At 40.9% G+C, this 19,432-nt stretch carries 15 protein-coding genes; 14 read left to right on the top strand and 1 reads right to left on the bottom strand.

Annotation, left to right across the window (positions count from 1 at the left end; genetic code table 11):
* From ZA05_RS04030 to ZA05_RS04020, 3 genes are all read left to right on the top strand, one after another.
* A partial coding sequence (locus tag ZA05_RS04030; protein ID WP_157514501.1) for a glycosyltransferase family 4 protein occupies positions 1–1,095 on the top strand: 1,095 nt, incomplete at its 5' end.
* A gap of 3 nt (positions 1,096–1,098) precedes the next feature.
* Entirely contained in the window at positions 1,099–2,940 is a 1,842-nt protein-coding gene (gene asnB, locus ZA05_RS04025) for an asparagine synthase (glutamine-hydrolyzing) (RefSeq protein ID WP_082333663.1), read from the top strand.
* Positions 2,937–4,154, top strand: coding sequence for a glycosyltransferase family 4 protein (locus ZA05_RS04020; protein ID WP_053990393.1), 1,218 nt, complete (start codon positions 2,937–2,939; stop codon positions 4,152–4,154). Before asnB ends, ZA05_RS04020 begins: the two co-directional genes overlap by 4 nt.
* Before the next feature lie 517 nt (positions 4,155–4,671).
* Here the strand turns inward: ZA05_RS04020 and ZA05_RS04015 are convergent.
* Positions 4,672–4,971 carry a GIY-YIG nuclease family protein gene (locus ZA05_RS04015; RefSeq protein ID WP_053990392.1) on the bottom strand — a complete coding sequence of 100 codons (300 nt, stop codon included), beginning with the start codon at positions 4,969–4,971 and terminating at the stop codon, positions 4,672–4,674.
* A 492-nt stretch (positions 4,972–5,463) separates the two neighbouring features.
* Between ZA05_RS04015 and ZA05_RS04010 the strand changes: the two genes are divergently transcribed.
* The 11 genes from ZA05_RS04010 (at position 5,464) to ZA05_RS03960 (ending at position 19,382) form a co-directional block, all read left to right on the top strand.
* Entirely contained in the window at positions 5,464–6,885 is a 1,422-nt protein-coding gene (locus ZA05_RS04010) for an asparagine synthase-related protein (RefSeq protein WP_053990391.1), read from the top strand.
* Positions 6,882–7,994 carry a glycosyltransferase gene (locus ZA05_RS04005; protein ID WP_053990390.1) on the top strand — a complete coding sequence of 371 codons (1,113 nt, stop codon included), beginning with the start codon at positions 6,882–6,884 and terminating at the stop codon, positions 7,992–7,994. The genes ZA05_RS04010 and ZA05_RS04005 overlap by 4 nt, the downstream gene beginning before the upstream one ends.
* Positions 7,984–9,420: an MBOAT family protein gene (locus tag ZA05_RS04000; protein ID WP_053990389.1), complete on the top strand. Its 1,437-nt coding sequence runs from the start codon at positions 7,984–7,986 to the stop codon at positions 9,418–9,420. Before ZA05_RS04005 ends, ZA05_RS04000 begins: the two co-directional genes overlap by 11 nt.
* Before the next feature lie 34 nt (positions 9,421–9,454).
* Positions 9,455–10,345: a hypothetical protein gene (locus ZA05_RS03995; RefSeq protein WP_157514500.1), complete on the top strand. Its 891-nt coding sequence runs from the start codon at positions 9,455–9,457 to the stop codon at positions 10,343–10,345.
* A gap of 119 nt (positions 10,346–10,464) precedes the next feature.
* Positions 10,465–11,523, top strand: a complete 1,059-nt coding sequence (locus ZA05_RS03990; RefSeq protein ID WP_157514499.1) for a glycosyltransferase family 4 protein — start codon at positions 10,465–10,467, stop codon at positions 11,521–11,523.
* Between the two features lie 218 nt (positions 11,524–11,741).
* A complete protein-coding gene (locus tag ZA05_RS03985) occupies positions 11,742–12,272 on the top strand; it encodes a serine acetyltransferase (RefSeq protein ID WP_053990386.1) in 531 nt (176 codons plus the stop codon).
* Positions 12,272–13,612: a glycosyltransferase family 2 protein gene (locus tag ZA05_RS03980; RefSeq protein WP_231632443.1), complete on the top strand. Its 1,341-nt coding sequence runs from the start codon at positions 12,272–12,274 to the stop codon at positions 13,610–13,612. Before ZA05_RS03985 ends, ZA05_RS03980 begins: the two co-directional genes overlap by 1 nt.
* Before the next feature lie 890 nt (positions 13,613–14,502).
* On the top strand, positions 14,503–15,621 hold the full coding sequence (locus ZA05_RS03975; protein ID WP_053990385.1) for a glycosyltransferase family 4 protein: 1,119 nt from the start codon (positions 14,503–14,505) through the stop codon (positions 15,619–15,621).
* Between the two features lie 263 nt (positions 15,622–15,884).
* Positions 15,885–17,021: a glycosyltransferase family 4 protein gene (locus ZA05_RS03970; protein WP_053990384.1), complete on the top strand. Its 1,137-nt coding sequence runs from the start codon at positions 15,885–15,887 to the stop codon at positions 17,019–17,021.
* 65 nt (positions 17,022–17,086) lie between these two features.
* Positions 17,087–18,418: an O-antigen ligase gene (locus ZA05_RS03965; RefSeq protein WP_231632435.1), complete on the top strand. Its 1,332-nt coding sequence runs from the start codon at positions 17,087–17,089 to the stop codon at positions 18,416–18,418.
* Positions 18,369–19,382 (top strand): glycosyltransferase family 4 protein, encoded by a 1,014-nt coding sequence (locus tag ZA05_RS03960; protein ID WP_053990382.1) that lies wholly within the window; start codon positions 18,369–18,371, stop codon positions 19,380–19,382. Before ZA05_RS03965 ends, ZA05_RS03960 begins: the two co-directional genes overlap by 50 nt.
* Positions 19,383–19,432: the final 50 nt, after the last annotated feature.

Genomic DNA, 19,432 nt, shown 5'->3' with positions numbered 1-19,432 from the left:
TTCCAAGAGTATCCTTTATTCTATCAGCCTTATCTAAAACTGTTGGTTGATAAGATTAAAACCTTGGAAGAACTGGACATTACCTTAACTTTTTTTTCTTCAGAACAAAAAAAACTTAGCAAAGGTATTTTTGTCATGCCATCGTATAGATTTAGGCGGCTAAATGAAATCTTTTATAGCATAGTTAATCCATCATTAAAAAAATTAAGCTATCCAGAAATCTTTTGGATTAAAAACAAGGTAGATATTGTACATCTTCAACATTCTTTTCTAAATGGTCATATTAAAAACATTGTTGAACTTCCTTTTGAACAACGACCAAAAATAATTATCACTTTAAGAGGTGCTGATACATATATAAAACCTTGGATTTCAGATAAATGGAAAAGGTTTTATTGTACATATGGGACACAGGTTGATGCGTTTGTAACCGTAAGCAATCACCAAAAGGAGTATTTAAGGCTTTGGGGGATAAATGAAAACAAAATTCATGTCATTCCAATTTCATTCGGTACTCACTCAAATGCTGAAGTAAAACATCCAAGTCAAAAAGAGATAAGGATTATTTCGGCATTTAGAATGTGTTGGGAAAAGAATATAGACGGAAATTTAAGGGTGATTAAATCTTTAGTAGAACAGGGGTATAAAGTTACGTATGATATTTATGGCGATGGGCATGATCTTGGGCAGATATTTTATTTGATTAATCGATATGGCTTACTGGATGCTGTTACTTATAAGGGAAAAATTGATAATGCTGCGTTCAAAGAGATTTTACCCGATTACGATTTTTATTTACAATTAAGTATTTCGGAATCAGCTGGTGCTACCATAATTGAGGCGCAGTCGAAAGGAGTGCCTTGTATTGTGTCAGATTCTGATGGACTCCCTGAAATGATAATTCCAAATAGGACAGGATATGTTGTGCCTTATTATGAGACATCTGTAGCTGCCGATAAAATAATAGAATTATATAATAATGGTGAAAAATACACTGCATTCTCTGAGGCAGCAATTAATTTTGTTAATAACAAATTTTCTATTGAGTATGAAGTTAAATTACTAGTTAATCTGTATCATAAATTATTAAATTAATATATGTGCGGATTTTTAGCAGAATTTAACTTATACGATCATAAGCCTTCTTCAAAGGAATCGTTTCGCAGTTTATTACAAATATCACAACATAGAGGGCCTGATAGCTCGGAGATACATCAAGGACAATTTTATACCCTCGGTTTTAATCGTTTGGCCATTTTGGATGTTTCTGCAAGTGCAAATCAACCTGTTTACAGTCCTTCAAAGCAATATCATTTGGTGTTTAATGGTGAAATATATAATTATAAGGAATTAATAGCTGTTTATCAATTAACAAACTTAAGATCCTCATCAGATACAGAAGTTATCGCGCAATTGCTGGATATTTTAGGGGTCACAGAAACCTTAAAAGTTCTTAATGGAATGTTTGCAATCGCAATTGTTGATTGCGTAAATGAGCATTTGTTTTTATCTCGAGATTTTGCAGGTATTAAGCCTCTGTTTTATGGGGTAAGTGCTTCAGGAATTGTCGCTGGGTCTCAATTTAATCAACTATTTAAGCATCCTTGGTTCTCGGAAAGCCTTAAGTTAAGGCCTGAAATAGTTAAAGAGTATTTTGCATTTGGCTATATGCAAGCACCTAATTCAGTATTTGAAAATATACTGCAATTAAGGCCAGGTGAATTGCTGTCGTGTGATAAAGAAGGTACAATTAAGATTTTACAAATAGACCATTTTGATTTTGGTGCTGCTATACACGGTGCAGATGTTGCTGTAGATGATATTAAAGGTGCCATAGAACGCGCGGTAAAAAGACAAATGGTTAGTGATGTTCCATTGGGGACATTTTTAAGTGGGGGGATTGACAGCCCATTGATTACGGCGGTAGCTAGTAGTTATAAGAACGGAATAGGAGCTTTTACCATTAGTGTTCATGATACAAAGCTAGATGAAAGTGAAAGTGCTAAATTATATGCAAGTAAATTACCGGTTGAACACCAGATAAAAACTATAGATAATGAACAAGTTTTAAGGGTGGTGGATGCGCATTTTAAGTATATGAGCGAGCCATTTGGTGATTATTCCAGTATACCTACGTATTTAATTACTGGTTTAGCCAAAGAACAGCACACTGTTATGTTGTCTGGAGACGGTGGGGATGAGTTGTTTTTTGGTTATCCCAGATTTTTGGATGTTATAAAAAAAAGAAATTGGTTTTTGTTGCCTTATGGTATCAGAAAGCCTTTGGTGAGATTGTTGAATAAATTGGATATCATCAGTACCTGGGCTCCTTATAACTTTAGGGATATTGGGGAGTTCATTAGGGAAAAGCATTCATCAATTAGTAGGGACTACGTTGATAGAATGTTTAAAGGTGTGAGCTATTCCAAAGAATTTCAGGAACTTTATCATTTTGATAAAACTCCAACAAAGAAGAATTTGCTGTTATGGATGCGATGGAATGAATTTTATGGACATTTACAAAGGGTTTTGATTAAAGTAGACCGCATGAGTATGGGTAATAGTTTGGAGGTAAGGGTTCCTTTTTTGGATAAGGAGGTTATGGAAGCTGCTCTAAAGTTGGTCCCCAAACATTATCAGTCCAGTTTAGATTTAAAAAAGACGTTAAAGCATGTCATGGAAGCGTATTTTCCCAAGGATTTTATAAATCAAGAGAAAAAAGGTTTTACAGTGCCGATTAAGGAATGGTTGAATGAGGAGTTAAGAGGGGATGTGACCTCCATGGTGCTTCATAATGAGATTTTTGGGCATGAGGTTATGGATACAGATGAAATAAGAGGGTATGTTGAGGATTATTATTCAGGGAAACATGATTCTGATTGGGGTGTGTGGCATGTTTATGCTTGGCAGAAGTGGGCAAAAAAAGAAGGGTTGCTATGAAAAGATTAAAAATAGCTATATTTTCCGGAGCCATTCCAAGTACCACCTTTATAGAACATCTAATTGAAGGGGTTGCTAAAACTTATGAAGTGTATTTGTTTGGGGTAGTAGAAACCAAAACCTCTTATAACCATCCTCACATCAAAATAATTAGTACGCCAAGAGTGCATGGGTTAAACTTATTATTTACAATGTATAGGGGGGTATTACTAGGGGTTAAGCGTCCTAAAGACCTTCAAAGGCTGGGGCGCGAAATAAAGCGGTTTAACAAACGTTATGATAAATGGATCTGGTTTAGTAAATTTTTGCCTATAATACTATATAAGCCTGATGTACTTCATATGCAATGGGCTAGGGATTTGGAGTTTTATTGGTTTTTACAGGATAGTTTTGAAATACCTATCGTTGTTAGTTTAAGAGGAGCCCATATTAATTATACTCCTATTGTGACACCAAAAGTTGGAGAGCTTTATCGACAACTATTTCCTAAAGTCAAAGGGTTTCATGCTGTATCCAATGCTATACGTCATGAAGCGGAAGGGTATGGGGCGACTCCTGAAAGGATAAAAGTAATTTGTTCCCCTTTGCCGGCATCATTATTCAATCAATTTGAAGTATTAGCATTTAGTCCATCCAATTCCATAAAAATATTGAGCGTAGGTCGTTTTCATTGGAAGAAAGGTTATTCTTTTGGATTGAAGGCAGTGGCCGAGCTAAAAAGGAGAGGAGTCGATTGTACCTATACTATTATATCTTCAAATGCGTTAACGGAGGACCTTTTGTTTCAGATTCATGATATGGGGTTGGATGACGTCGTGAATATAGAAAAAGGGGTAACTCAAGATAGTTTATTTAAAACAATGAAAGCTTATGATGTTATGCTTTTACCTAGTCTAGAAGAGGGCATTGCCAATGTGGTCTTGGAGGCAATGGCCTTGGGGGTGCCTGTTATCTCGACGGATTGTGGGGGGATGGCTGAGGTGGTGCGTCCGGGGGAGACCGGTTGGTTGGTGCCTGTTCGGGATCCGGAGGCTATGGCGAAGGCGGTGTTGGAGGTGATGCATACCTCAGAGGAGGACTTGCAGCGGATTGCCCAAAATGCCCATGATTTGGTGAAGGCGGAGTTTTGTGCTGAGCGCTCTATCCAACAGTTTCTGGAACTTTATGACCAGGTATTAGGAGGTGTCATTACGAGCGAGACACGAGCGAAGTAATCTTTAAAATGAAAAGGCCATACCATAAAGAGATTGCTTCACTCCACTGCGTTCCGTTCGCAATGACGCCTTTGGTCATTACGAAGGGGGCACGACTGAAGTAATCCGTATAATGAAAAGGCCTACCCTTAAAGAGATTGCTTCACTCCACTGCGTTACGCTCGCAATGACGCCTTTGGTCATTGCGAAGGAGGCACGACTGAAGTAATCCGTACAATGAAAAGGTCTACCCTTAAAGAGATCGCTTCATTCCACTGCGTTACGTTCGCTATGACGCCCTTGTCATTACGAAGGAGGCACGATTGAAGTAATCTGTACAATGAAAAGGCCTAACCCTAGAGAGATTGCTTCATTCCACTGCGTTCCATTCGCAATGACGTCTTCCGTCATTACGAAGGAGGCACGACTGAAGTAATCCTTAAAATGGAAGGACCTCCCTTAAGGAGATTGCCGCGCTCCACTGTGTTCCGTTCGCAATGACGCTTCTTAAAAATAGAGGGACCCCATTGAATTGAGCCTATGAAAAGTAAAACAACCAACCATCAGACAGGTCCTGCCATTCAGGATTGGTTTGCTTGATCAAGTCTTCTTTTCGCTTTCTGTTGCCCGCCTTAAGTTGTTTCTCTCTGGAAATAGCCTGAGTGATATCATCAAATTCTTCATAATACACCAACTTGTCACAATTATATCTATAGGTAAAACCTTTATAAACTTTTGTTTTGTGCTGATAGACTCTTTTTAGTAGATTGCTGGTGACGCCTATATAAATAACCGTATTGTTTTTGTTGGTCATAAAGTATATATAGGCTTTTTTCATAGTTTAAATTTATAAAATTTGTGTCATTACGAAGGAGGTACTACTGAAGTAATCTGTACAATGAATCGACCATACCTTAAAAAGATTGCTTCCCTCCACTGCGTTCCGTTCGCAATGACGCCTTTGGTCATTAGGGGAGAGGCACGACTGAAGTAATCCTTACAATGGAAGGCCCTCCCTTAAAGAGATTGCTTCACTCCACTGTGTTCCGTTCGCAATGACGCCTTTGGTCATTACGAAGGAGGTTCGATTGAAGTAATCTGTATAATGAAAAGGCCTACCCTTAAAGAGATTGCTTCACTCCACTGCGTTTCGTTCGCAATGACACCTTCCGTCATTACGAAGGAGGTACGACTGAAGTAATCTTTCAATCTAGAGGGCTTGTTGTAACCATAAGAAGTCCTCACTTCCTTTACAAAACAGGTTTGCTCCTAATTAAGTCCAATCAAGAAGAAAAATACCAATCCATTTCCTATATTAGCGCAGTAGCTAATGAAAACCATCAAAACACCCATCATTCCGAGTAAACAGACCTTTGCTAAGGTAAAAGCCCCTCATGAACTGCATTTGGAGGCTATTTGTGTGTTTACAGCCATTGGTTTTTTTCTGGATATGGATACCTATTGGAAGGACCAGGTGGTATTGCGGCCTGGGAGTGTGCATGAATTGGATGCCGAGGGGTATTTGCAAGGTTCCAAGCCCTATTTTAAATGGGCGTACCGACCGGAAGACCTTAATTTTTCCCAAGCATTGGAGCGTTATGGGGATCTTTTGGAGGAGATTGTTGGAGGGCAGGTAGCGGGACAAGAGGTCATTTTGCCTTTGTCGGGCGGTTTGGACAGCCGGACTTTGGCAGTTGCTTTACAGCAGACAGGTGCTTCTGTAGCCAGCTATAGTTATGATTTTGCTGGGGGCTATCCGGAAACGGCTATTGCTAAGCAACTTGCAAAAAGTGCAGGCATGCCTTTTCAGTCGTTGCAAATTCCTAAAGGTTATTTATGGGAACGTTTAGAAGATCTTGCCAATTTGAATGGCTGTTATGCCGATTTTTGTAGTCCTAGACAAATGGCCGTTACAGAACACTTACAGGATTTGGGAGACCTTTTTCTTTTGGGACATTGGGGAGATGTGCTGTTTGATGATATGAAAGTACCGGACTCCCTTCCTTTTGAGGCGCAGTTAGAGGTGTTACTAAAAAAGCTTTTAAAGCCTGGAGGTTTGAAATTGGCTCAACAATTATGGGAGGTATGGGACTTGAAAGGCAGTTTTGAAACTTATTTGAGGGAGCGGGTTGGCTGTTTGCTAAAGGCTATTGACATTCCTGAAAGTGCTAATGCCCAGATCAGGGCTTTTAAGAGTCTGTATTGGGCCCCTCGATGGACTTCAGTAAATTTGTCGGTGTTTGAGAGTGTCCATCCTATTGCCCTTCCTTATTATGACAACCGCATGTGTGCATTGATTACTAGCATTCCTGAAGCCTTTTTAAAAGGGCGGCAGCTACAAATTGCCTATATACGGGAACGGGCACCGTACTTGGCCAAGGTGAAATGGCAGGACCAGCGCCCTTTTCACCTCACTAATTATCATTGGAATAAAGCGCCTTTTAATTGGCCCTATCGCCTTATCAATAAAACGCAACGGGCTATAAAGCAGCGATTAGGGACTCCTTATGTTCAGCGTAATTGGGAGTTACAGTTTTTAGGAGCTGAGAACCAGTCGGCTTTGGAAGCTTATTTATTAACTTCGCCGATGGTATTGGGTTTGCGACAATCTTTTATTAAGGAGGTGATTGGTAAGTTTTACAAGCGGCCCAACCCCCAAACGGCCCATGCCATAAACATGTTATTGGTATTGACTGCTTTTAACCAACAAGAGGCCTCCAGCCGAGCATCAGGAGCAGCAAGAAGCGTATGACAAAACGTATAAAAATACTCTTTACCATCCCTAATTTTGATACCGCAGGAAGCGGGAAGGTGATTTATGATTTGGTAAAGGGATTGGATAAGGTGCTATTTGAACCGCATATTGCCTGTAATCATGATGGCGGTGCTTTTTTTAAGGACGTGAAGGGCTTAGGTGTGCCCATTCATATCGTCAATTTTTGTGCACCCTACCGTCCATTTTATAGCTTAGCGTTTAGAATACGAACCATAGCCCGTTTTTTTAAGCGGGAGCAATTTGATTTGATCCATTCCTGGCATTGGAGTTCGGATTTTACGGAGGCCTTGGCCGCCAAATGGGCGGGTATCCCCTATGTGTATACCAAAAAGGCTATGGGCTGGGGCAATAAGGCTTGGCATTGGCGCAGTCAGTTAAGTGCCCAAATCATTGCCATTAATAAAGATATGGAAACAGGGATCTTGGCCCCTTATAATGATAAGGTACGCTATATGCCCTTGGGGGTAGACCTTCAACGGTTTCGTCCCTTGAACCGAACTAGGACCACTCCTTTAGGACATAGTTTTCAAGATAGCGATTTTGTTATTGTATCTGTCGCTAATTTGGCTCCCGTAAAAGGGATTGAAGTGTTATTGGAAGCTGTGCACCTCTTGAACAATCCTAGAATACAGGTGCTGATTGTGGGAGACCATGAGAATACCTATGGTAAGGAACTAAAGCGTACTTATACATCTTCTCATATTATGTTTATAGAGAAACAAATGGATGTGAGGCCCTTTTTGGCCGTTGCCGATCTGTTTGTGATTCCTACCAAGGATGAGGGACGTAAGGAAGGTTTGCCACTAGCTCCCTTGGAAGCCATGGCTTCGGGGCGTGTGGTGATAGGTTCCGATATTCCAGGAATTCGGGATTTACTTGAAGGTTGGGATGACTTATTGTTCCCGGCGGGGGATGTACAGACCCTTAGGGATAGCCTTCAGACATTTTTAACCTTGGATGTCAAGACCAAAAATGCTTTGGCCACCGATATGTTGCAGCGCTCCCAAAATCAATTTTCCTTAGACAAGTGCATACAAGAACATCAAAAGTGTTACCAACAAATATTGAAAACCTATGCTGTTTAATTCGATAGATTTTGCCGTTTTTTTACCCTTAGTATTTGCTTTGTATTGGGCGTTTGGAGGTGAGCGTCGGCAACTGCAAAATGTTTTGATAGTCATTGCCAGTTATGTGTTTTATGGCTGGTGGGATTGGCGCTTTTTGAGTTTGATTGCCTTTAGTACGCTTGTGGACTATACTATTGGCTTACAATTAGGGAAGAGGGCCAATCCTAAAGAACGGAACTATTTATTATGGACCAGCATTGTGGTGAATCTGGGCCTTTTGGGATTTTTTAAGTACTATAATTTTTTCATAGCTAATTTTACCGAGGCCTTTTCGTTTTTTGGGATGGAGATCCAACCCAATACCCTTCATATTATCCTGCCTGTAGGGATTAGTTTTTATACGTTTCAAACCTTGAGCTATACCATAGATGTGTACAGACAGCGTTTGGAGCCCACCAAGGACTTTGTGGCTTTTGCTGCTTTCGTCAGTTTTTTTCCGCAATTGGTGGCTGGCCCCATAGAGCGGGCTTCCCATTTGTTGCCACAGTTTCAAATACAGCGTCAATTTAACTATCAAAAATCGGTAGACGGCTTGCGTCAAATTCTTTGGGGGCTTTTTAAGAAAATAGTGATTGCTGATAATTGCGCCCAGTTTGTGAACATGATTTTTGAACATCATCCCGAGCATTCGGGAAGTACCTTGTTTTTGGGAGCCGTATTTTTTGCCTTTCAGATATATGGTGATTTTTCGGGCTATTCGGATATCGCTATAGGGACGGCCCGTTTATTTGGCTTTGATTTGATGCAGAATTTTGCAACCCCTTATTTTTCTAGGGACATTGCTGAATTTTGGCGACGTTGGCATATCTCCTTATCCACCTGGTTCCGGGATTATGTGTATATTCCTTTGGGAGGCTCTAGAGGCTCTAAAGGAGTGGTGTTGCGCAATGTGTTGGTCATTTTTTTTGTGAGTGGGTTTTGGCATGGTGCCAATTGGACTTTTTTGGTATGGGGAGGCTTAAATGCCGTCTACTTTTTACCTTTAATTCTCTTAAAACAACACAGGAAGCACACCGAAGTTGTGGCCCAAGGACAATTGTTGCCCAATTTTAGGGAATGTTGGCAAATGGGGAGTACCTTTTTACTAACAGTTGTGGCCTGGGTATTTTTTAGGGCTGCTAGCGTGACGGAAGCGCTGTCTTATCTTAAAGGTGTTTTTAGTTCCTCTTTGTTTTCGATTCCTGGGATACGGCCGAGTTTTTTGTTGGTGTTGTTGGGGCTATTTGTTTTGGTAGAATGGCGCGGTCGGGAAGGGCGGTATGCCATAGAGCATTTATGGTTAAGGTATCCCAAGGCCTTGAGATGGGGGCTTTATTATGTGATTGCTATGGTGATATTTTTATACGGAGGAAAGGAACAGGAGTTTATATATTTTCAATTCTAGGATGCGTGCATTTTTGATAAAGTGTTGTGTTTTTTTGCTGGTACTATTTTTAAGTGGAATGGGGGTGTTTTTGTTTGCTGATGGCCATGCGGATGCCTTCTACCTTAAATTGACCAGCCCTCGGCAACAGTCTTTGATTATTGGCTCTTCGAGGGCGGCCCAAGGGATACAGCCCGATATGTTCAATGCTCGATTGCCTCGCTTAAAACTTTATAATTACGCCTTTTCAAGAGTGCATACTCCTTATGGGGCTCCCTATTTGGAAAGTATTAAAAATAAGTTGGATACAGACACCCGTAATGGCCTTTTTATTTTAGAGGTGAATCCATGGACCCTTTCGGATAGTAAAGAAGAGGTGGGCGATGGCGACTATTTTAAAGAGATAGAGTCCTTTTTAGGAAAGGTCCACAATGTCACTGTCACCCCAAACATTCCGTATTTGCTATCTTGCTATCCAGAACGGAATGTAGAATTACTTAGTAAAAAATGGATGCGAGAGAAATCGCCTCAAATATTTGTGCATTCTGATGGTTGGTGTGAAGTGCGCTTTAATAAAGGTAATGAGAAACGAGGAGAAAGAGATAAGATAACTCTAAAGCGTTATGAGGCCATAAGTGAAGAGAGTATAGGGATTTCGAAGAGGCGTTTGGATTGCTTAAAGGAAAGCATCAAATTTTTGAAGAAACATGGCTTAGTGGTGTTGGTACGTATGCCTGTGGCCGAAACGATGTATGACCTAGAGCAGGATTGTTTTCCTGAATTTGACGGGGTGATTTTTAAGATGGCGGAGGAAGCTGAGGTGAGATATTTTGATGGTAGTTCTCAAAGATCATGTTACCAGTATACGGATGGGCATCATTTGGATGTTGTGTCTGGGCGACGATTTACGGAATTTTTAGTTGACTATATAAAACCATTATTATAGAACTTAGAACACCCATAAAAGTAGGCATTGTATTATCGCAACCACCGGCCTATTCGGAAACCTTTTTCAATAGTAAGATTAAGGGGTTGCAAGGCTCTGGTCTGGAAGTGAGTTTGTTTGTGCAGCAGAATCTAGAGGACTATGCCCAATGTCCAGTATATACGGCTCCTATTGTAGCCAAAGGGATGTTCCGAAGAAGTGTTGGTTTTTTGAGGGTATTTGTTGGATTGCTGCCTTATAGAGAGCGGGTTCTGAGCTTTATTGGAATGGAGCGAACCACTGGGAGATCATGGGGGCAGATCTTGAAAAACCTTTATACCAATGCCCATTTGTTAAAGGCTGATTTGGATTGGCTGCATTTTGGATTTGCCACGATGGCCCTGCAAAGTGAATATGTGGCCAAGGCTATTGGTGCTCAAATGGCGGTAAGCTGTAGAGGCTTTGATATGGATGTATATCCTTTGAAACACCACGGGTGTTATGATTTGTTATGGCAACAGGTGGATAAATTGCATCCCATTTCTGATTATATGTACCAAAAGGCGGTAGCATTAGGTTATGCTAAGGATAGAGCTTTTCAAATAATTACCCCGGCAGTAGAATTGAAGGAAAATGGCGTGTCTAAAAAAGTAGTATCAGAAACATTGAAATTGTTGACGGTGGCAAGGCTTCATTGGATCAAGGGGTTGGAGGATATTTTGATTGCTTTAGCATTATTGAAACAAGCAGGTTATCAATTTGAATATAAAATTATAGGTAAAGGCGAGCTTAAAGAATCTTTATTGTATGCTATCCATCAACTAGGTTTAGTAGATTGCGTTGAGCTTATGGATGCTTTGCCTCATGCAAAGGTTTTAGAAATTTTACAACATACAGATATTTATATACAATACAGCCTTAGTGAAGGATTTTGCAATGCTGTATTAGAGGCTCAGGCTGCAGGCTGTTTGTGTGTTGTATCTGATGGAGGTGGGCTTCCTGAAAATATTTTACATGAGGAAACGGGTTGGGTCGTTCCAAAGAGACAACCAAAATTACTATTTGAAACCCTTGAAGGGGTCATTAAGGCTTTGAGTACAACGGAAGCTCAAGAGGTAAGATACCAAGCTATTAGAAGGCTAAAAGAGACGTTTAATTTGAGCAAGCAGCAAGATGAATTTAATAAATTCTATCAGTGAGTTATTGGTTTTTAGGATAAATTCGAGTTAAATGTGTTGCTGTAGCTTGATATTTACTCATATGGTAAAACAAGAGAATCAATTTGCCTAGAATATCTTTTAAAACATTAGTTGTTAGTCACTAATTAGAAAGTTAAAGAAAAATCGTAGAGGTAAATAAGGAGAAGATTTAAGGTTTTGAACTTAATGCAGAACTAGCATATTTTATAGATAATTATATGATACAATTTAAGTATTTGATGCAAGATGTCAGGCGCATGATTGGTAGAAATAAATTAAGGTGGCTTATTATCTTGATAACACGTAGTTTTGTTGGTGTTTTTTTTTACAGATTTGAACGGTGTTTGTATTTGGTTTTTGGTGATTATTATAAATATATAAGGATTTTCTTTTTACCTCTATTGTTATTGGTACAGGCATATTCCAATTTAGATTTGCACTATAAAGCTAATATAAAGGGGGGGCTATTGATTTTACATCCTGCGATGGGTTGTGTTATTTCTGGTTATTGTAATATTGGAGAAAATTTAACTCTGACGGGAGGAAATATTATAGGAGTGGGAAAAGCTGTAAAAAACAAGGAGTATAGATTAGATAATAACTGTAGTTTGGGTGCAAACGCAGTTATTATTGGGCCAATTATTTTAGGAAAGAATACTGCTGTAGGAGCATCGGCTTGTGTTGTTAGGTCTTTTGAGCAGGGAGAGGTGACCCTTTTAGGTGTTCCAGCAAAACCTTATATACGGTAATGATGCTTTTTAAATTCCTGAACTATCTCCAACCCACCCATTATTTTTCTTTACACAAGACTGGTGGGACGGGAGTATTCCCTAGGGTAGAGGTCTTACCAGAAGTGGTTAAGTCGCAGTTGGAAGCGGATACGCGTTTTGAAAGTGAGTTGGCACAACAGTACGACCTGTCTTGGCAGGCTTTGCAGAAGGGGTATGTTGGGGATGCTGAGGTCTATTCTGAAACTGAAGCCTTACCTTTACCTTTAACAGACGAGTACCGATTTATTCGCAAGTACTTTAATAAGGCTTGGGTATGGTATGTGTTGGGATTGCGCTTGGGCAGTTTTTGTAATCCTATTAAGGAAGTCAGAGCCTTTTGGCGTAGTCGTCATGCCATACGGAGTACGTATTTAAAACATCCACTTAGTCATGAAGGGTGGGGCAGTTTTGAAAGTCCTTTACTTAACAAAACTCCCAAAGTATCTGTCATCATTCCTACTTTGAACCGTTATCCCTATCTAAAGGATGTCCTGAAGGACTTGGTACAGCAGGACTACCCTAATTTTGAGGTGTTAGTGGTGGACCAGTCCCAACCTTTTCAGGAGACGTTTTATAAGGACTTTGGGTTGGACTTAAACGTGTTTTACCAAGAGGAACAAGCCCTTTGGTTGGCAAGGAACCGAGCGATACAAGAAGCTCAGGGGGACTATTTCTTGTTATTTGATGATGATAGTCGTGTGGCACCCGATTGGATTTCTTCGCATATGAAGGCTTTGGATTTTTTTAAAGCCGATATATCTTCAGGAGTATCCCTTTCGAAAGTGGGGGCCAAGGTGCCTGAGCACTATTCCTTTTTTAGGGTAAGCGATCAATTGGATACCGGAAACGTTTTGATTGCACGGGAAGTGTTTGAGGCCATAGGCTTGTTCGATCGGCAGTTTGAAAAGCAGCGTATGGGGGATGGGGAGTTTGGACTTCGTGCCTATTTGGCTGGCTTTTTGAATGTGTCCAACCCCTATGCCGGGCGTTTGCATTTGAAAGTGGATAGTGGTGGACTACGGGAGATGGGCAGTTGGGATGCTTTTCGAACGAATAAGCTGTTGTCGCCACGACCCATCCCAAGTGTGCTGTATTTTTTTAGGCGTTATTTTGGGAGTAGGGCCGCCAGATATGCTCTGTTGCGCACCGTGCCAATGTCTATTATGCCCTATCGTTTTAAGCAAAACCGATTCATGTTGGTTTTGGGAGCTTTTCTGTCTGTATTGCTTTTGCCTTTGGTTGGAATACAGGTGTGGCGATCTTGGCGTTTGGCCAGTAGAAAGTTGGAGGAGGGGCCGATGATTGAGAATTTAGGATGAAGAATTTAGAAAAAAGAGCAAAGAGGAAAGAATCAAGAAACAAGACTAAATGGAGTAGTGAGCTCTTCTGCCCTTCGACAAGCTCAGGGTGACAAAGGAGTTAATAATGAAAAATTAAGAATGAATAATCTTAGAACAAAGAGGAAAGAATCAAGACTTAATAATTGGTGGGTGGTTCACTTTGATCCTTCGACCCTTCGACAGGCTCAGGGCAGGCTTGCTCAGGATGACCGAGTAATAAGCCCTTCGACAAGCTCAGGGTGACAAAGGAGTTAATAATGAAAAATTAAGAATGAATAATCTTGGAACAAAGAGGAAAGAATCAAGAACCAAGACTAAATGTAGTAGTGAGTTGTGAGTAGTGAAAAATTAAGAATGAGGAATGAAGCATGGAGGAGCAGAGTAAAGAAGGGGATGGAGAAAGTTGTAGGTATTTTACTTTGTATGAACTATTTGTTGTAGGGTAAATCCTGATTTGTTGATAAGAGCGTGTATAAGGTGTTTATAAGTTTGGGTGTAAGGTGTTGAAAACCATGTGTATAACTAATTGTATGATAGCTTGTGTGACACTTTTTTATAGCTACCTTAGTACCAGTTAATAGCAGTATCTTCAAAAAAGCCTTTCCGGTATTCATTTTATAGAGGTTGATTAGTGTTCGGAAGGGCTTTCTTGTTTGTAATGAGGGTGATTAGTGCAAGGTGGAAGTCTCATTAATCAAAACAAAACCAATAGAACAAGTTGATTTGTCCATTAGATCCAAGGGTGAGGGCAGAAGTGGTTATGTTAGCCATTTGAGGGGCCAATCTAAAGGTTTAAAGCAATAAAAATTCTCCTTAAAACTTGCGCCCTGCACGATTATAGCTTTATTTTACTGCATATTGCAAGGCGCTTGAAACCAAAACACATTCTTATCATTACTTCAGAGTTTCCCCCTTTACCGGGAGGGATTGGTACGCATGCCTATCAGTTATCCAAGTATTTGAGCCTTAAGGGGTATATCATAAGAGTGATTGCCGATCAAAGAAGTTGGCATGTTATGGAGGAACAGGAGTTTGATGCTCAGTTAGCCTTTGAAGTCATTAGGGTACCCTTGCGAAAGCTACGGGGCATCATGTATGTTCAACGGTTACAATTGTTATTACAATCTATGAGTTGGGCAGATGTGGTGTTGGCCTCAGGGAAGTTCTCGCTTTGGAGTGTGGCCTTAGGAAGCAAATTTGTGAAGTGCCCTGCAGTGGCAGTTGTCCATGGTACAGAGGTGAATTTTAGAAATTCATTTTTAAGAACTTCTATCCAGAAGTCATTGGATCAGATGGCTTATATTATTGCAGTGTCTAATTTTACGAAGGGATTACTTCCTGAGTATTTACAACAACGAACGAGCGTGGTCCCCAATGGTATTGAAGCCTCTTGGGGAGGCGATGTACTTGGGAATTCTGAAATTTTAAAGGGGAGTCCTAAGCTTATTACGGTTGGGCATGTATCTGAACGGAAGGGACAACTTCAGGTCATCAAAGCTTTACCTCGTTTGCTAAAACGGTATCCCGAATTGCATTATCATTGTGTGGGACTGGCCACGGAGCAAGCTTCCTTTCAGCGAGAGGCGGAGGCTTTGGGTGTAGGGGAACATGTTAGTTTTCATGGTAGGCTCTCTGAAAAGGCCTTGAAAAGCTTTTTGAAGGCCTCAGATGTTTTTGTGATGTTAAGTGGAATTACGGAAAGCGGTGATGTGGAAGGGTTTGGAATTGCGATTTTGGAAGCTAATATCCTAGGGATTCCTGCCATTGGGAGTGAAGGGTGTGGGATTAGTGATGCCATTGTACAAGGACAGACCGGTGAATTGGTGCCTTTGGGAGATGCTGAAACTTTATTGGAAGCGTTGGAATGTATTTTGGAGGCCTATCCACGGTATTCTAATTCGGCAAAGCTTTGGGCTTTGGAGCATGAGTGGGAAGTGATTGTGGAGCGGTATGTGGAGGTGATTGAGGATTTAAGCGTTAGCCCTTAGACAAGCTCAGGGAGACTAAGTTAGTAGTTAGTAGTGAGCCCTTCGACCCTTCGGCTATGCTCAGGACATGCTTGCTCAGGGTGACCATGTTGTGAGTAGTAGAGGAAATGTTGAGAATAGAGGTTAAAGAGTAAAGAGTATAGAGTATAGAGTATAGAGTATAGAGTAAAGAGGGCGGGAAAGCACTAATAATGAATAATGAAGGGAGGTAAAGAAGGTACTGAGGTGTTTTACTATGTCAAAATGAATTTATTTAGAAGATTTTGAAATTAGCGATTATTTCACATACGGAGCATTATACTGCAGAGAATGGCAATATTGTTGGTTGGGGGCCTACTGTGACTGAGATCAATCATTTGTTGGAAGTATTTGAGGAGATTTGGCATGTGGCGATGTGGCATGAAGGGGAGGCTCCAAAAAGTGCGTTGCCCTATGATTCGCCAAACATCCATTTTGTTGCGATTCCAGCAGTGGGAGGTCTAGGGCTTTCTGTAAAGTTGGTGATTTTATTGCAAGCTCCAAAAACTTTAAACGTTATTCGACGAATCCTAAAAGAAGTGGATTGTTTCCAGTTTCGTGCTCCAACGGGTATTGGGAGCTATGTTGTACCGTATTTAAGTTGGTATAGCCGTAAGCCAGGTTGGTTTAAGTATGCCGGCAATTGGAATCAGGCCCAACCGCCTCTAGGTTACCGATGGCAGCGTTGGTTGTTGCAACAGCAATCCAGAACCGTCACCATTAATGGCCATTGGCCAGAGCAACCAAAACACTGTTTGAGTTTTGAAAACCCTTGTTTGACACTTACAGAGGTGGAAGCTGGCCGTTTAAGGTGTGCACAACGGGTATTGCCGGAGCGTTGGACCTTTTGCTATGTGGGACGTATTGAGTCTGCTAAAGGTGTGGGACGTATTCTTGAGGCTTTTGGAAGTTTGTCTGCAGATGTGCAAAGGGAAATAACCGCTGTCCATTTGGTTGGAGAAGGTGCCGCCTTGGAAGAGTATAGGGTTTTGAGTGACACCATTGACGTTCCTATCGTTTGGCATGGTAGTTTGGCCAGAGAACAGGTATTTGATATTTATAAGCAAAGTGATGTGTTTTTGATGCCCACCACGGCTTCGGAAGGTTTTCCAAAGGTCATTGCCGAAGCCATGAACTTTGGCTGTTTGCCCATGGTGTCGCAAGTTTCGGCTATTAGTCAGTATGTGCAGCATGAACGCCAAGGGTGGGTGTTGGATACGGTAAGTATTTCCAATATCCAAAAGGCAATTGGAGAAGTGATGGAATTGACTGCAGCAACTTATCAAGGTTATATTGAAGAAGCCCACAAATTGGCAGGACCATTTACCTATGCACATTATAACCAACGTGTCCGAGATATTTCGGCAGGATTTAAAATTTAGCTATTTTTAGACCTTATTCAAAGTACGTGCGCAGTAATAGCTCTTCTAAATATATCACACAAATTTTGCTCCATATTGTTATGGGGGGCGTGGTCTTCCTTTATGAACCAATTGCGAAGTTATATTTTATTGGAGCTTTAGTTTATTTTTTATGGCAGGTCATTATGGGGCCAAGGAGGGATACTTCGTATCATGTTTTTTTGGCCTGTTCGTATTTTGTGGGTGCCGAGGTGTTTTTTAGGATGACCAAGGGAGGGCTTTCATATGAGGCTTCGAAGTATTTGGTAATTTTATTTGCCTTGATAGGGATGTTTTATAAGGGTGTTTCAGGAAAGGGCTACCCTTATTTTATGTATTTGATTTTATTGGTTCCTGCGATTATTGTTGCTTCCATTACTTTGACTTTTGATGCCAATTTTCGAACCAATGTGGCCTTTGTATTGAGTGGTCCCGCTTGTTTGGGTATTGCTTCCCTTTTTTGTTATGACCGGAAAGTATCCCATAAACAGATCTTAGATATGTTGCTCTATATGCTATTGCCATTGGTGGCGACTACGACCTATTTGTTTTTGTATAACCCAAGTATTAAAGATGCCCTTTCGGGCACTGCTTCCAATTCTGCTGCGTCTGGTGGGTTTGGTCCTAATCAGGTGGCCACAGTTTTGGGATTGGGGATGTTTATCATGGTGGTGCGTTTATTTTTACAATCGCCCAATCTTCTGTTAAAATTATTGAATGTAGGCTTGTTGGGAGCGATGGGGTTTCGGGCCATTGTTACCTTTAGCCGGGGTGGGATTTTCGCTGCTATTATTGTTGTTGGTGCCTTTTTATGGACCTTATTTTTTAGGTCTAATTTGAAGCAGAAAAACCAAATCATAGGCTCTTTTTTACTTTTGGTGATGGGTGTATCCGTAACTTGGGTGATTAGTTCTACCCAAACGTTGGGACTCATCGATAAACGTTATGCCAATCAGGATGCCCAGGGAAGGGAAAAGGAAGATGTTACTACGGGACGTGTCGATTTGTTTAGGGAGGAAGTGGATGGCTTTTTGGAGAGTCCGTTTTTAGGGATTGGTGCCAGTAGGACCAAAAATAAGCGTGTGGAAGAAACCGGTCACCATTTGCCCTCCCATAATGAGGTGGGACGTTTGTTGGCCGAGCATGGTTTTTTTGGGGTTTTAGTATTAATCATTTTAATCTTCACCCCCATAGCCTACCGGGGGAAACACCAAAACAACTTGTTTTTTTGGGCCTTTTTATGCTTTTGGTTTGCGACCATCAACCATTCAGGGATGCGTATCGCTGCTCCATCCTTTATCTATGCCCTGAGCCTTTTAAATGTGAGATATGAGAAACGTCCTGTATATAGGAAACAACTTAAACAACAAATACAGTAACCTTTCGTCTATACAGGTGCTAGGGGCATTGTTGGAAGCAGAAGGCTATGAATTGCGTTATGCTTCGTCCTATAACAACAAATTGCTGCGTTTGTTGGATATGTTTTATCATTGTATGCGTTATTCCAAGTCTACTGATATAGTGCTTATTGATACCTATAGTACGAGCAATTTTTATTACGCCTTTTTGGTGAGTCAGCTATGCCGGGTTTTAAGGTTGCCCTATATTACTAGTTTGAACGGGGGGAATCTGCCTGCCCGTTTGGTCAGTCATCCAAAATTGTGCGCTCTAATTTTTAAACACGCCCAATATAATGTGTCTCCTTCCAAATATTTAAAGGATGCTTTTGCAAAGCATGGCTATGCCAATGTAGTGCATATTCCCAACAGTATTGAGTTGCGCCATTATCCATTAGTAAAGAGGCCTTACGAAAGTATCCGTTTGTTATGGGTACGATCTTTTTCAAAAATTTACAATCCCCAAATGGCAGTTAGGGTAGTATGTGCTTTACAACAAAAGGGGTATGATGCTTCGCTTTGTATGGTGGGACCTGATAGTGATGGGAGTTTGGAAGAGGTTCGGGCTTTGGCAGAGGATTTGAATGTTTCGGTGCGGTTTACGGGGAAGCTGAGTAAGGCTGAATGGACCCAATTGGCCAAGGAGTATAATATTTTTATCAATACGACTAATTTTGACAATACCCCTGTGAGTGTCATTGAAGCGATGGCCTTGGGTTTACCTGTGGTGAGTACCAATGTAGGGGGCATGCCTTATTTGATTACCGATGGAGAGAATGGTCTGTTAGTGCCACCAAATAATGTACAGACTATGGTGGAAGCTATAGAAAAGGTCTATGGAGATGTGGAACTTCGGGAGCATTTGATCCATAATGCCCGTACTGTCGTAGCCGAATTTGACTGGGAACTGGTCAAACAACGATGGAATGCCGTATTACATCCCTAAGACGCGCCTTTCTGTTAAATATCTTTATATATTTACGGCAAAATTCCAAC

The organism is Mangrovimonas sp. TPBH4 (assembly GCF_001280505.1).
Classification (GTDB): Bacteria; Bacteroidota; Bacteroidia; order Flavobacteriales; family Flavobacteriaceae; genus Mangrovimonas_A.
This window is presented reverse-complemented; position numbering and strand designations above follow the sequence as displayed.